The organism is Pseudomonas sp. Bout1, from assembly GCF_034314165.1.
Taxonomy (GTDB): domain Bacteria; phylum Pseudomonadota; class Gammaproteobacteria; order Pseudomonadales; family Pseudomonadaceae; genus Aquipseudomonas.
Genome location: NZ_JAVIWK010000001.1, coordinates 1,975,142 through 1,989,260 on the forward strand (window position 1 = coordinate 1,975,142; position 14,119 = coordinate 1,989,260).

Genomic DNA, 14,119 nt, shown 5'->3' on the forward strand with positions numbered 1-14,119 from the left:
TGCCCAGTCCAGCAGAAACCGATACAAATTTCCAGCCGGGCTTTAGACCGATAGCCTCTAGGTGCCAGGTTCGGCAAGCATAATTAACCTGACTCATTGTGATTCATCCAAGTTCCCCCCATGTAGCTGTGTAGGCTCCCGTCTCCAACACCTCAGGTGAAACCTTTCATGTTCTCAGCCCGCCAACGCCGCGCGATCCGCCTGGCCAGCCGCTTCATCTCTCCCTACCGCTGGCAGGCCTTGGGGGCATTGTTGGCGTTGATCGTCACCGCCGGCATCACCTTGTCCATGGGGCAAGGCATTCGCCTGCTGGTGGACCAGGGGTTCATGACCCGGTCGCCGCATTTGCTCAATCAGTCTATCGGGCTGTTCATGGTATTGGTGCTGGGCCTGGCCGCGGGTACTTTTGCGCGCTTCTACCTGGTGTCGTGGATCGGCGAGCGGGTGGTGGCGGACATCCGGCGGCAAGTCTTCAATCACTTGATTTACCTGCACCCGGGCTTTTACGAAAACAACCGCAGCTCGGAAATCCAGTCGCGCCTGACCACCGACAGCACCTTGTTGCAATCAGTCATCGGCTCCTCGTTGTCGCTGTTCCTGCGCAACGGTTTGATGGTGATCGGCGGGATTGTGCTGCTATTCATCACCAACCCCAAGCTCACCAGCATTGTCGTCGTAGCCTTGCCCTTGGTGCTGGCGCCGATTTTAATCTTCGGCCGCCGGGTACGGAGCTTGTCGCGCTTGAGCCAGGACCGTATCGCCGACGTGGGCAGCTATGTGTCCGAGACACTTGGCCAGATCAAGACCGTGCAAGCCTACAACCACCAGGTGCAGGACGAGCAGCGCTTCGCGGTGACGGTGGAGGAGGCTTTCACCACAGCCCGCAAGCGTATCCTGCAGCGCTCGTGGCTGATTACCCTGGTGATCATGCTGGTGCTGGGCGCCGTGGGCGTGATGCTCTGGGTGGGTGGCATGGACGTGATTGACGGGCGTATTTCCAGTGGCGAGCTGGCGGCGTTCGTGTTCTACAGCCTGATCGTCGGCAGTTCTGTCGGCACATTGAGTGAGGTGTTGGGCGAGCTCCAGCGCGCCGCAGGTGCAGCGGAGCGGATTGGGGAATTGTTGCAATCGAGCAGTGAGATCAAGGCGCCCGAGGCAAACATGATCAAGCTGCCGGAGCGGGTCAGTGGCCGGTTGGAGCTGCAGGATTTGCGCTTTTCCTACCCGTCACGCCCAGACAACTATGCAATTGATGGCCTGAACCTGGTGATCAAAGCTGGCGAAACCCTGGCCCTGGTCGGCCCGTCCGGTGCTGGTAAATCGACAATCTTCGACCTGTTGCTGCGCTTCTACGATCCCCAGCAAGGTCGCGTCCTGCTGGAAGGTCATCCCCTGACTGACCTTGACCCCCTGGACCTGCGCCGCTGTTTCGCGCTGGTGTCCCAGAGCCCGGCGCTGTTTTTCGGCACCGTTGAAGAGAACATCCGCTACGGCAATCCGTCTGCCACCATCGCTCAGGTTGAAGAGGCGGCGCGCATCGCCCACGCCCACGATTTCATCCTGCAAATGCCCGATGGCTACCAGACTCACCTGGGCGACGGCGGCATGGGGCTCTCCGGTGGCCAGCGCCAACGCCTGGCCATCGCCCGAGCGTTGCTGGTGGATGCGCCGATCCTGCTGCTGGACGAAGCCACCAGCGCGCTGGATGCCCAGAGCGAACACTTGATCCAGCAAGCGTTGCCGCAGCTGATGGAAGGGCGCACCACGCTGGTGATCGCCCACAGGCTGGCCACGGTGAAGAACGCCGACCGGATTGCCGTGATGGACCAAGGGAAGCTGGTAGCGGTGGGTACGCATCAGCAGTTGATCGCGAGTAATCCGCTGTACGCGCGGCTGGCGGCGCTGCAGTTCAGTGATGGTGAATCGAACACGCACTAAATTACCGCCCATAAAAATGCCCGCATCTCTCAATGCGGGCATTTTTTTTGGCGGCGTTACTTATTGATCATCAAAATACCGTTCATGCCAATCCACCAGCGGCTGTGGTGCATTGAGCTTCTGCCCGTAGATCACCGAATAAGACAGCACGTTCTGCACATACTGGCGGGTTTCATCAAACGGGATGCTTTCAACCCACACGTCGAAACTCAGGTGGTCGGCGCCGCGCAGCCATTGGCGAACACGGCCCGGGCCGGCGTTGTAGGCGGCGGTGGCGAGCACGCGGTTACCGTTGAACTGGGCGTGGACCTGGCTCAGGTAAGCGGCGCCGAGCTGGATGTTCTTGTCCGGGTCGAGCACTTGCTGTGGCGAGGCCAGCGGGATGCTGAACTTGCGCGCGGTTTCCTTGGCGGTGCCGGGCATCAGTTGCATCAGGCCGGTGGCACCCACGCCGGAGCGGGCGTCGTCCATGAAGGCGCTTTCCTGGCGGGTGATCGCAAACACCCAGCTCGAATGTACGCCGCGGATCTTGGCTTCACGCACGAGGGTGTCGCGGTGGGCCATCGGGAAGCGAATGTCCAGGTCATCCCAATACTGCGCCTGGCTGATGGTGCGGATCGCCGGGAAGTACCACTTCATGTCATAGGCCAACTTGGCCTGGGCGACCATCTCGTCGCGGTTGAAGTGCCGGCTGACGTGGTACCACTCGCGGCGGCCATCAACAATTTGGCCACGGGCGTAAAACTCCAGGGCACGGCGTACGCCCGGTGTGTTGCGCACCTTGTTGACCAGCGCCTGGCTCATCACCAGCGGCTTGTTGTTCAGTTGGTACGGGGATTGGGAGCGATCCGCCGCCAGGAAGCCATAGAAGTCACGCTCCTTGGCCAGGCCCTTGTACATCACCAGGGCTTGCGGGTTCTTCGGCTCTGCCAGCTCCAGGCTGCGGGCCTGCCAGTAGCGCCAGCGGTTGGTGGTGGCCAGGTCCTGCGGGAGCTTGCGGGTCAACTGGTAGGCGTCTTCCCAGCGCGCCAGGCGCAACAGCAGGCGCAGGCGCCATTCGGAAACGGTGTTGTCCCGCAGCTCCGGGTCATATTTGGTCATCACGTCGAGGGCGCGCGGGTCGTAGCGGCGCGCGAGGGTCAGGCCGATTTCCCGGGCGATAGACACTTTTTCGTCACGAGAGAAGTGCATGCTGTTGGCATAACCGTCGAGCAGGGCCATGGCCTTGTCCGGGTCCTGGCGTGCCAGGCGGCGAAGCCCCAGGCCAACGGCGTCGGCCATGGCCTCGTTGGCCGGCAGGAAGCGCGATGGGTCGCCGAGCATGTCGGGTTTTTGCGCCACGTCGACCATCAGGCGGCCCTGGGCGCCGAGGGTCGGCAGGGTTTTTACCAGGCTGTTGGCCAACGGGTAGTTGCGCGCTTCGGCAGCCAGCTTGGCGCGGTCCCAGATTTTCTGTTCGGTCAGTTGGCCGTCGGCGGCCCACTGGCCAAAGGTTGCATCACAGGCGGCAGGCTGGGACTTACCGGTGAACCACAGCTTCTCGGTGGTTTTGTAGCCTTCGGCCTTGAGGTTGTGGGTCAGCTGGAATTGACCGTGGAGGCAGTCCAGTTCGACGAAATTGAGTTTGGCGTCGTAGTACTTTTCAAAGGTTTGCCAGTCGCCACGGTCTGCCAGCCAGCGCAACCAGCGCAGTTTCATCCAGTTGGCCTGGGGCAGGTCACCGTTCGTGGCGAGGAATTGTTCGATTTCCTCGTTACTCGCGGTTTTCAGGCGTGCGGTCAGTTCATCGTAGGCCAGGTACGGCGTCAGCGGGTAGTCGGCCAGGGCCTGGCTGTATTGGAAATACGGGCCGCTGTCGCCTTTGGCGAGGGCTCGTTTGGCTTCATCGTAATATTGACGTTGGGTGGTGAGGTCCACGGCCTGGGCGGATTGAACGGCGGTGGCAGAAAGAAGCAGACAAGATAAAAAGCTGAAAAGGCGACTGCGCATGAGACGTCCGTGCAAAGGAAACTGGACTAGTGCCGACGTCGCCGACACTGATTGCCCCTAGCTTAGCCTTTTGCCCGCAATCGGTGAAAGCTTTGCCGGTCGCTTCGTTCAAGTTCATCTCAAATGTCCAACAGAACGTGTCAGCGGCGAAAATGCCGGCCGCCTCGAGCCCTAAGTCAGGTAGAATGCGCGCCCAGTTTTTGGAGAAGCGTATGACCCTGCTCAAATTAAGCGATGTGTCCCTTGCTTTCGGCGCTATGCCGTTGTTGGACAAGGTGTCCTGGCAGATCGCCCGTGGTGAGCGGGTGTGCATCATCGGCCGCAACGGCACCGGCAAGTCCAGCATGATGAAGCTGGTAAAGGGCGATCAGAAGCCTGACGAAGGCTCTGTATGGCGCGCCCCAGGCCTCAAGATCGGCGAATTGCCGCAGGAATTGCCGGTGGCCGACGGACGGACAGTGTTCGACGTGGTTGCCGAAGGCCTGGATGGTGTGGGCGCATTGCTTGCCCAATACCATCACCTGGCGCAGAACTGCGTCACCGAAGAAGACCTGAACAAGCTGATGCACGTCCAGCAGGACCTCGAAGCCCGTGACGGCTGGCGCCTGCAGCAATTGGTCGACAGCACCCTGAGCCGCCTGCAGTTGCCGGCCGACAAGACCCTCGCCGAATTGTCCGGCGGCTGGCGTCGCCGCGTCCTGCTGGCCCAGGCCCTGGTTTCCGAACCCGACCTGCTGCTGCTCGATGAGCCGACCAACCACCTGGACATCGGCGCAATTGCCTGGCTTGAAGAAGCCCTCAAGGATTTCCAGGGCGCCGTGCTGTTCATCACGCACGACCGTTCCTTCCTGCAAAACCTTGCCACGCGAATCCTCGAACTGGATCGCGGCGGCCTGATCGACTGGAACGGCGACTACGCCAGCTTCCTGGTGCACAAGGAAGCCAGCCTGGCTGCCGAAGACACCGCCAACGCATTGTTTGACAAGAAGCTGGCCCAGGAAGAAGTCTGGATCCGCCAGGGCATCAAGGCACGTCGTACCCGTAACGAAGGTCGCGTACGCGCCCTCAAGGCCCTGCGCAACGAGCGCAGCGAGCGTCGTGAGCGCACCGGCAAGGCCAACATTCAGCTGGATACTGCCGACAAGTCGGGCAAGCAAGTGATGGTCCTGGAAAACGTGAGCTTCCATCACCCGGACGGCCCGTTCCTGATCAAGGACTTCTCGATGGTCCTGCAGCGCGGCGACCGTATCGGCCTGCTTGGCGCCAACGGTACCGGCAAGACCACCTTGCTCAAGCTGATGCTCAACGGCCTGAAACCCACCAGCGGCACAGTGGAAGAGGGCACACGCATCGACGTGGCCTACTTCGACCAGTTGCGCCACCAGTTGGACCTGGAAAAAACCGTGATCGACAACGTCGCCGAAGGGCGCGACTTTATCGACATCGACGGCCAGAGCCGCCACGTGTTGAGCTACCTGGGCGACTTCCTGTTCAGCCCGCAGCGTGCGCGTACGCCGGTCAAGGCCTTGTCCGGTGGTGAGCGTGCGCGCCTGCTGCTGGCCAAGCTGTTCAGCAAGCCGGCCAACCTGCTGGTGCTCGATGAACCGACCAACGACCTGGACGTGGAAACGCTGGAACTGCTGGAAGAGGTCTTGCTGACCTTCAACGGCACCGTACTGATGGTCAGCCACGACCGGGCATTCCTCGACAACGTGGTTACCAGCACCCTGGTGTTTGAGGGCGAAGGCCTGGTACGTGAATACGTCGGTGGTTATCAGGACTGGCTGCGTCAGGGCGGCTCGCCGCGCCTGCTGGGCGTGACCGAGAGCAAGTCCGGCAAGGCCGACCTGACTTCGGCCGTGGTTGCGCCGGTGGCTGAGGCTCCAGCGCCTGCACAAGAAGCGCCGGCCGCGAAGAAAAAGCTCAGCTACAAACTGCAGCGCGAGCTGGAAGCACTGCCGGGCGATATCGACGCCAAGGAACAGCAGATTGCCGCGGTTGAAGCGGAAATGGCTGACGCGGGTTTCTATGTGCGTCCTGCTGCAGAAACCGCCAAGGTGATTGCATCGCTTGAGCAGTTGAACAACGAGCTGGAAGTGCTGGTTGAACGCTGGGCCGAGCTGGATGCCTGAGTGATTCAAGTGCAATAAAAAACCGGTGCTCATTTATATGAGCACCGGTTTTTTTATATGAAATACAGTTCAAATGTGGGAGCTGCTCCCACATTAAATCGCCGTTGGTCTTACGAGCCCTTTACCAGTTTTACTGCCAGCACATCGCACGGTGCGCCGTGCAGCACGTCGTTGGCGGTGGAGCCCAGCAACAACGCCAGGCCGTGGCGGCCATGGCTGCCGACCACGATCAGGTCGCAACCTTGCTCTTTGGCCAGGTGGTGGATTTCCTGGCGCGGCTGGCCGTAGGTCAGGTGGCTCTGGTCTTTTTTCAGGGCCGGGTATTTGTTGATCAGCCGCTCCAGGCGTTCCTTGGCCTGGTCGAACTGCTGCTGTTGCAGCTGCGAAAGGTCCATCGGCACGTCGCCACCAAAGGCCATGGCCATCGGTTCGACGATATGCACCAGGGACAGTTTCACCGAGTCGCCAGCAAGGCCCACGGCCCGCTTGATCACGGGGTCGCATTCTTCGGTCAGGTCCACGGCGACCAGAATATGTTCGTAGGGCATGAGGGGTTCCTCCAAGGGACAGCGATAAGTTCAGTATGGCTGGTTTCAAGCGGATGGGGTTGCGTCAGGTCAAATCCGCTCATCAAGAAATTCGGGAGTACACATATGACGGTCTGGATAGTAGTGTCAATCCTTGCGCTGGTTTTAAGCCCCCTGGCGTGGTTGCGTCCTTCGCGCCATTCGAGCGGGCGCATGGCCCTGCGCATGGAGGCGCGACGCATCGGTTTGGCTATGCAGCTGACGCCCCAGGACTGGCCGCACTGGCTCAAGCACGAGCCGCCGAGCCCGTGTGCGCAATATCACCGGCCACGGCGCGGCACCAAGTTGGTCACCTGGAGTTATTGGCAGTTGGAGCCGGGTGTGTGGGTCAATCAATGGCAGGAAACGTGTGTCGACGAAAAGTTGTTGCCGCATTTTGCGAAGCTGCCGGCCAATGTCTACAAAGTCGAAGCCGACAAGCAAATGATCACCCTGTACTGGGGCGAGAAGGGCGAGTTGAGCGTGTTGCAGGACATTGACGCGGTGCTCAAGGCACTCGCCTGAGATTTCTGCGGGCATTAAAAAGCCCGAAAGCATCATCGGGCTGGAGTTGGCCAGGCAGGCCGGTAATTCGTTTAACGTGCCGCTAGCCTAGCCGCATATTCAGTTCTGTACAGCCCTCTAAATCAAATTTCCCATTATTGATTTCGTGAATGATTAAACATTGGCGGGGCGATGCCGGCTGCCCGGGTTTCTGAAATGACTGAAAAGTCGCGTTTTTACTGCCCTTTCGGGCGATTGACAATTCGGCGGATTTGGCTGAAGGTGACGTACCCAAATCAAACGGGCGTATGAATTGAGCGTTTGTCTTTCAGACCGTTCGTACAGAATCCCGACTATCGCGTTGGCGGGTGTGCCTGGCAAATTGGCGTTAGCATCGACGGTAACGTCAGTGTCTACGCTGAATCCTGCGTCCGACGTGTACTGTTCAGCTTCCATATCGTGGAGATCAGTTGATGATTTACGAAGGTAAAGCCATCACGGTTAAGGCTCTTGAAAGTGGCATCGTCGAATTGAAATTCGACCTCAAGGGTGAGTCCGTCAACAAGTTCAACCGTCTAACCCTGAATGAATTGCGTCAGGCTGTAGACACCATCAAAGCAGATGCATCGGTCAAGGGCGTGATCGTCTCCAGCGGCAAGGACGTATTCATCGTCGGCGCTGACATCACCGAATTCGTCGACAACTTCAAGCTGCCCGATGCCGAGCTTGTGGCTGGCAACCTCGAAGCCAACAAGATTTTCAGCGATTTCGAAGACCTCAACGTGCCGACCGTTGCCGCGATCAATGGCATCGCCCTGGGTGGCGGTCTGGAAATGTGCCTGGCCGCCGACTTCCGCGTGATGTCTGCCACCGCGAAAATCGGCCTGCCTGAAGTCAAGCTGGGCATCTACCCAGGCTTCGGCGGTACCGTGCGCCTGCCGCGCATCATCGGTGCCGACAACGCCATCGAGTGGATTGCCGCCGGCAAGGAAAACCGTGCTGAAGATGCGCTGAAAGTCGGCGCCGTGGATGCCGTTGTGGCTCCCGACAAGCTGGCAGAAGCCGCACTGAACCTGATCAAAGGCGCCATCAGCGGCGAATTTGACTACAAGGCCAAGCGTCAGCCAAAGCTCGAAAAACTCAAGCTCAACGCCATCGAACAGATGATGTCGTTCGAAACCGCCAAAGGTTTCGTGGCAGGCCAGGCCGGCCCGAACTACCCGGCGCCGGTTGAAGCGATCAAGACCATCCAGAAGGCCGCGAACTTCGGTCGCGACAAAGCCCTGGAAATCGAAGCCACCGGTTTCGTCAAACTGGCCAAGACCTCTGCCGCGCAGAGCTTGATCGGTCTGTTCCTGAACGATCAGGAACTGAAGAAAAAGGCCAAGGCCTACGACGAAATCGCCCGCGACGTGAAGCAGGCTGCCGTGCTCGGCGCCGGTATCATGGGCGGCGGTATTGCCTATCAGTCGGCGTCCAAAGGCACGCCGATCCTGATGAAAGACATCAACGAGCACGGTATCGAGCAGGGGCTGGCGGAAGCCGCGAAACTGCTGGTGGGCCGCGTTGATAAAGGCCGCATGACGGCTGCGAAAATGGCTGAAGTGCTTAACGGCATTCGTCCTACGCTGTCCTACGGTGATTTCGGCCACGTCGACCTGGTGGTCGAAGCGGTTGTCGAGAACCCGAAGGTCAAGCAGGCGGTACTGGCTGAAGTTGAAGCCCAGGTTAAAGAAGACACTATCCTGGCGTCCAACACCTCGACCATTTCCATCACCTTGCTGGCCAAGGCCCTCAAGCGCCCGGAAAACTTCGTCGGCATGCACTTCTTCAACCCGGTGCACATGATGCCGCTGGTGGAAGTGATTCGTGGCGAGAAGTCCAGCGAGCTGGCGGTTGCCACCACCGTTGCCTACGCCAAGAAAATGGGCAAGAACCCGATCGTGGTCAACGACTGCCCGGGCTTTTTGGTCAACCGCGTGCTGTTCCCGTACTTCGGCGGTTTCGCCAAGCTGGTCAGCGCCGGTGTGGACTTCGTGCGTATCGACAAGGTCATGGAAAAATTCGGCTGGCCAATGGGCCCGGCGTACCTGATGGACGTGGTTGGCATCGACACCGGCCACCACGGTCGCGACGTAATGGCTGAAGGCTTCCCGGACCGCATGAAAGACGACCGCCGCTCGGCGATCGACGCGCTCTACGAAGCCAAGCGCCTGGGCCAGAAGAATGGCAAGGGTTTCTACGCCTACGAGACCGACAAGAAGGGCAAGCAGAAGAAAGTGGCCGACCCATCGGTTCACGAAGTACTCGCGCCGGTCATCTACGAGCAGCGTGAAGTGTCCGACGAGGACATCGTCAACTGGATGATGATCGCCCTGTGCCTGGAAACCGTGCGTTGCCTGGAAGACGGCATCGTTGAAACCGCAGCCGAGGCCGACATGGGCCTGGTCTACGGCATTGGTTTCCCTCCATTCCGTGGTGGTGCGCTGCGTTACATCGATTCCATCGGTGTGGCCGAGTTCGTTGCCCTGGCTGATCAATACGCTGATTTGGGCCCGCTGTACCACCCGACCGCGAAGCTGCGCGAGATGGCCAAGAACGGCCAGAGCTTCTTCGGTTAAGCGCCCACGACTAGAGCGAGAATATTTATGAGCTTGAATCCAAGAGACGTCGTGATTGTCGACTTCGGTCGTACTCCGATGGGCCGCTCCAAGGGCGGCATGCACCGCAACACCCGTGCCGAAGACATGTCGGCGCACCTGATCAGCAAATTGCTGGAACGCAACGTCAAGGTCGACCCTAACGAAGTCGAAGACGTGATCTGGGGCTGCGTCAACCAGACCCTGGAGCAGGGCTGGAACATCGCCCGCATGGCTTCCTTGATGACGCAGATCCCGCACACCGCTGCCGGCCAGACCGTCAGCCGCCTGTGTGGCTCGTCCATGAGCGCGCTGCACACTGCTGCGCAAGCGATCATGACCGGTAACGGTGATGTGTTCGTGGTCGGCGGCGTGGAGCACATGGGCCACGTCAGCATGATGCACGGTGTCGATCCGAACCCGCACATGTCCCTGTACGCGGCGAAAGCCTCGGGCATGATGGGCCTTACCGCAGAAATGCTCGGCAAAATGCACGGCATTACCCGCGAAGCCCAGGATGCATTCGGCGTGCGTTCCCACCAGCTCGCCCACAAGGCGACTGTGGAAGGCAAGTTCAAGGATGAAATCATCCCGATGAACGGCTACGACGAGAACGGTTTCCTGAAACTGTTCGACTACGACGAGACCATTCGTCCGGACACCACCCTGGAAAGCCTGGCGGCCTTGAAACCTGCCTTCAATCCAAAGGGCGGCACCGTGACAGCCGGTACTTCGTCGCAAATCACTGACGGTGCCTCGTGCATGATCGTGATGTCGGCCCAGCGTGCCCAGGACCTGGGTATCCAGCCGATGGCCGTGATCCGTTCGATGGCAGTTGCAGGTGTGGACCCGGCAATCATGGGCTATGGTCCAGTACCGGCCACACAAAAAGCATTGAAGCGCGCAGGCCTGACCATCTCCGACATCGACTTCTTCGAGCTCAACGAAGCTTTCGCCGCACAGGCCCTGCCAGTGCTGAAAGATTTGAAAGTACTCGACAAGATGAACGAGAAGGTTAACCTGCACGGCGGCGCGATTGCCTTGGGTCACCCGTTCGGGTGCTCCGGTGCACGTATCTCCGGCACGTTGCTTAACGTGATGAAGCAAAATGGCGGCAACCTTGGGGTTGCAACCATGTGCATTGGTCTCGGCCAAGGCATCTCCACCGTCTTCGAACGTATCTAAACGTTTCGCTGACGGAAGCCGGGGCCCAGTGCCCCGGTTTTTGTTTTTTGGAATTTTTTATATTTTTTTTTAACAAATTTTGTAAGAGGGCCAGAGCATGAAAGTCGAACCAGGGCTCTACCAGCATTATAAAGGTCCCAAGTACCGTGTTTTTAATGTGGCGCGGCATTCCGAGACCGAAGAGGAAGTGGTGTTTTACCAAGCACTGTATGGCGATTACGGCTTTTGGGTGCGTCCCTTGAGCATGTTCCTGCAGACCGTCGAAGTTGACGGCGAACAGGTCCCGCGCTTTGCTTTGATCGAGGTCGAACCCAGCCTTTTTTCCGCGCAATAAAGGCAGGCCGCGCAGAATGCTGCGCTTGACCTCACCTTGTTGCCACTATATATAGCGTTGCCGCGTCAGGCGCCAACCGCCTTTCACTTCTCGAATTCAGGAATTTTCCGATCCATGGGCAAATCGCTGGTCATTGTGGAATCCCCGGCTAAGGCCAAGACCATCAACAAGTACTTGGGTAACGAGTACGTGGTGAAGTCGAGTATCGGCCATATCCGAGACCTGCCCACCAGCGGTTCGGCTAGCGCCAGCAAGGAGCCAGCCGCCAAGCGCGGCAAGGCGGCTGCGGGCGAAGGTCCGGTGCTCACGCCTAAAGAGAAAGCGCGCAAGCAGCTGGTCTCGCGCATGGGTGTCGATCCCGATCATGGCTGGAAAGCCAAGTACGAGATCCTCCCGGGCAAGGAAAAGGTCATCGAAGAGCTGCGCCGGCTCGCCAAAGATGCTGACACCATCTATCTCGCAACCGACTTGGACCGCGAAGGGGAGGCTATTGCCTGGCACCTGCGGGAAGCCATCGGTGGTGACGACAGCCGCTACAAGCGGGTGGTGTTCAACGAAATTACCAAGAAGGCGATCCAGGAAGCCTTCTCCAAGCCGGGCGAACTGGACATTGACCGCGTCAATGCCCAGCAGGCCCGTCGCTTCCTCGACCGCGTCGTGGGTTACATGGTTTCGCCGCTGCTCTGGGCGAAAATCGCCCGTGGCCTGTCGGCCGGCCGTGTGCAATCGGTTGCGGTAAAGCTGGTGGTGGAGCGTGAGCGCGAGATTCGTGCGTTCAACCCCGAAGAATACTGGGAAGTTCACGCTGACCTGGGCACTGCCAAAGGCAACAACGTGCGCTTTGAAGTGGCCCGCGAGAAAGGCGAGGCTTTCAAGCCGCTCAACGAAGCCCAGGCCATGGCCGCGCTGGAGAAGCTCAAGTCTTCCAGCTACAGCATCGTCAAGCGTGAAGACAAACCCACCAGCAGCAAGCCGTCGGCGCCGTTCATCACCTCCACCCTGCAACAGGCCGCGAGTAACCGCCTGGGCTTTGGGGTGAAGAAGACCATGATGATGGCCCAGCGCTTGTACGAAGCGGGCTACATCACGTATATGCGTACCGACTCCACCAACCTGTCGCAAGACGCGGTGGCGATGGCGCGCACGTATATTGAAAGCGAGTTCGGCAAGAAGTACCTGCCGGAGAAGCCGAACGTCTATAGCAGCAAGGAAGGCGCACAAGAGGCTCACGAAGCGATTCGTCCCTCCGACGCCAACACCGAGCCAAGCAAGCTCAGTGGCATGGAGCGCGACGCTGAACGCCTCTACGAGCTGATCTGGCGCCAGTTCCTGGCGTGCCAGATGCTGCCGGCGCAATACTTGTCTACTACCGTCAGCGTGGGTGCTGGTGACTTCGAGCTGCGCGCCAAGGGCCGTATCCTCAAGTTCGACGGTTACACCCGTGTGATGCCGCAAATCGCCAAACCGGGCGACGATGACGTGCTGCCGGACATGGCCCAGGGCGATGTGTTGAAGCTGATCAAGCTCGACCCGTCCCAGCACTTCACCAAGCCGCCGGCGCGTTATTCGGAAGCCAGCCTGGTAAAAGAGATGGAAAAACGCGGTATCGGTCGTCCTTCGACCTACGCGGCGATCATCTCCACCATCCAGGACCGCGGCTACGTGGCGCTGCACAACCGCCGTTTCTACTCGGAAAAGATGGGCGACATCGTCACCGAGCGCCTGTCCGAGAGCTTCTCCAACCTGATGGACTACGGCTTCACCGCCGGCATGGAAGAGAACCTCGATGACGTGGCCCAGGGCGAACGCGACTGGAAAAATGTACTCGATGAGTTCTACGGCGACTTCAAGAAGAAACTCGAAGTAGCTGAAAGCGCCGAGAACGGCATGCGTGCCAACCAGCCGGTGATGACCGACATTCCGTGCCTCACCTGCGGCCGCCCGATGCAGATTCGTACCGCATCCACCGGCGTGTTCCTCGGTTGCTCGGGTTACAGCCTGCCGCCGAAGGAGCGTTGCAAGGCCACCGTCAACCTGGTGCCGGGCGATGAAATCGCTGCCGATGACGAGGGTGAATCCGAGTCGCTGGTACTGCGTGGCAAGCACCGTTGCCCGATCTGCAGCACAGCGATGGACGCCTACCTGCTGGACGAGAAGCACAAGCTGCACATCTGCGGTAACAACCCGGATTGCAACGGCTACGAGATCGAAGAAGGCACTTATCGCATCAAGGGCTACGAAGGCCCGAGCCTGGAATGCGATAAGTGTGGCAGCGAGATGCAGCTCAAGACCGGCCGTTTCGGCAAGTTCTTCGGCTGCACCAACCCGACCTGCAAGAACACCCGCAAACTGCTGAAAAGCGGTGACGCGGCACCGCCGAAGATGGACCCGGTGAAGATGCCTGAACTCAAGTGCGAGAAGGTAAACGACACCTACATCCTGCGTGACGGCGCTTCGGGGTTGTTCCTGGCTGCCAGCCAGTTCCCGAAAAACCGCGAGACCCGTGCTCCGCTGGTAATCGAGATCGTGCCGCACAAAGATGAGATCGATCCGAAGTACCACTTCCTCTGCGAAGCGCCGAAGAAGGATCCGGACGGTCGCCCGGCCGTGATCCGCTACAGCCGCAAGACCAAGGAGCAGTACGTGCAGACCGAAGTTGAAGGCAAGCCTACCGGCTGGAAAGCGTTCTACGACGGTGGCAAGTGGAAAGTCGAGGACAAGCGCCAAGGCGCTTGATTCGATCAGCCACATGAACAAAGGCCGCCTTTCCAGGCGGCCTTTTTTTGCGCTTGCAGTGGGCTTGGTTGATCCGTGACACTGTTCAGCCAGCAT

9 protein-coding genes are annotated in these 14,119 nt (G+C 59.4%); 7 read left to right on the forward strand and 2 right to left on the reverse strand.

Translation table 11 applies throughout. From position 1 onward, the window contains the following. The first annotated feature begins 168 nt into the window (after nt 1-168). Nucleotides 169-1,938: an ABC transporter transmembrane domain-containing protein gene (locus RGV33_RS09005; RefSeq protein ID WP_322143967.1), complete on the forward strand. Its 1,770-nt coding sequence runs from the start codon at nt 169-171 to the stop codon at nt 1,936-1,938. A gap of 60 nt (nt 1,939-1,998) precedes the next feature. Here RGV33_RS09005 and RGV33_RS09010 read toward each other — a convergent pair whose 3' ends face one another. Beyond that, nucleotides 1,999-3,927, reverse strand: a complete 1,929-nt coding sequence (locus tag RGV33_RS09010) for a transglycosylase SLT domain-containing protein (RefSeq protein ID WP_322143968.1) — start codon at nt 3,925-3,927, stop codon at nt 1,999-2,001. A gap of 212 nt (nt 3,928-4,139) precedes the next feature. Here RGV33_RS09010 and RGV33_RS09015 point away from each other — a divergent pair, with 212 nt between their 5' ends. Continuing rightward, complete coding sequence (locus tag RGV33_RS09015; RefSeq protein ID WP_322143969.1) at nt 4,140-6,059, forward strand: ATP-binding cassette domain-containing protein; 1,920 nt, start codon at nt 4,140-4,142, stop codon at nt 6,057-6,059. A 110-nt stretch (nt 6,060-6,169) separates the two neighbouring features. Here RGV33_RS09015 and RGV33_RS09020 read toward each other — a convergent pair whose 3' ends face one another. Then, nucleotides 6,170-6,607: a universal stress protein gene (locus RGV33_RS09020; protein WP_322143970.1), complete on the reverse strand. Its 438-nt coding sequence runs from the start codon at nt 6,605-6,607 to the stop codon at nt 6,170-6,172. Between the two features lie 105 nt (nt 6,608-6,712). Between RGV33_RS09020 and RGV33_RS09025 the strand changes: the two genes are divergently transcribed. The 5 genes from RGV33_RS09025 to topA all read left to right on the forward strand — a co-directional run bounded on the left by RGV33_RS09025 (nt 6,713) and on the right by topA (nt 14,023). After that, nucleotides 6,713-7,150 (forward strand): hypothetical protein, encoded by a 438-nt coding sequence (locus RGV33_RS09025; protein ID WP_322143971.1) that lies wholly within the window; start codon nt 6,713-6,715, stop codon nt 7,148-7,150. A 452-nt stretch (nt 7,151-7,602) separates the two neighbouring features. After that, the gene (fadB, locus tag RGV33_RS09030; protein ID WP_322143972.1) at nt 7,603-9,750 is read left to right on the forward strand and encodes a fatty acid oxidation complex subunit alpha FadB; all 2,148 of its coding nucleotides are present in this window, start codon (nt 7,603-7,605) and stop codon (nt 9,748-9,750) included. A 27-nt stretch (nt 9,751-9,777) separates the two neighbouring features. Next, complete coding sequence (gene fadA / locus RGV33_RS09035) at nt 9,778-10,953, forward strand: acetyl-CoA C-acyltransferase FadA (protein ID WP_017137418.1); 1,176 nt, start codon at nt 9,778-9,780, stop codon at nt 10,951-10,953. Between the two features lie 97 nt (nt 10,954-11,050). Beyond that, nucleotides 11,051-11,287 carry a DUF1653 domain-containing protein gene (locus RGV33_RS09040; RefSeq protein ID WP_322143973.1) on the forward strand — a complete coding sequence of 79 codons (237 nt, stop codon included), beginning with the start codon at nt 11,051-11,053 and terminating at the stop codon, nt 11,285-11,287. Between the two features lie 114 nt (nt 11,288-11,401). After that, entirely contained in the window at nt 11,402-14,023 is a 2,622-nt protein-coding gene (topA, locus tag RGV33_RS09045) for a type I DNA topoisomerase (protein WP_322143974.1), read from the forward strand. The last annotated feature ends 96 nt before the right edge of the window (nt 14,024-14,119 follow it).

What these genes read in the sequence shown, in the direction of transcription:
- RGV33_RS09005 (WP_322143967.1), top strand. Translation starts at nt 169, where the DNA reads ATGTTCTCAGCCCGCCAACGCCGCGCGATCCGCCTGGCCAGCCGCTTC.
- RGV33_RS09010 (WP_322143968.1), bottom strand. Translation starts at nt 3,927, where the DNA reads ATGCGCAGTCGCCTTTTCAGCTTTTTATCTTGTCTGCTTCTTTCTGCC.
- RGV33_RS09015 (WP_322143969.1), top strand. Translation starts at nt 4,140, where the DNA reads ATGACCCTGCTCAAATTAAGCGATGTGTCCCTTGCTTTCGGCGCTATG.
- RGV33_RS09020 (WP_322143970.1), bottom strand. Translation starts at nt 6,607, where the DNA reads ATGCCCTACGAACATATTCTGGTCGCCGTGGACCTGACCGAAGAATGC.
- RGV33_RS09025 (WP_322143971.1), top strand. Translation starts at nt 6,713, where the DNA reads ATGACGGTCTGGATAGTAGTGTCAATCCTTGCGCTGGTTTTAAGCCCC.
- fadB (WP_322143972.1), top strand. Translation starts at nt 7,603, where the DNA reads ATGATTTACGAAGGTAAAGCCATCACGGTTAAGGCTCTTGAAAGTGGC.
- fadA (WP_017137418.1), top strand. Translation starts at nt 9,778, where the DNA reads ATGAGCTTGAATCCAAGAGACGTCGTGATTGTCGACTTCGGTCGTACT.
- RGV33_RS09040 (WP_322143973.1), top strand. Translation starts at nt 11,051, where the DNA reads ATGAAAGTCGAACCAGGGCTCTACCAGCATTATAAAGGTCCCAAGTAC.
- topA (WP_322143974.1), top strand. Translation starts at nt 11,402, where the DNA reads ATGGGCAAATCGCTGGTCATTGTGGAATCCCCGGCTAAGGCCAAGACC.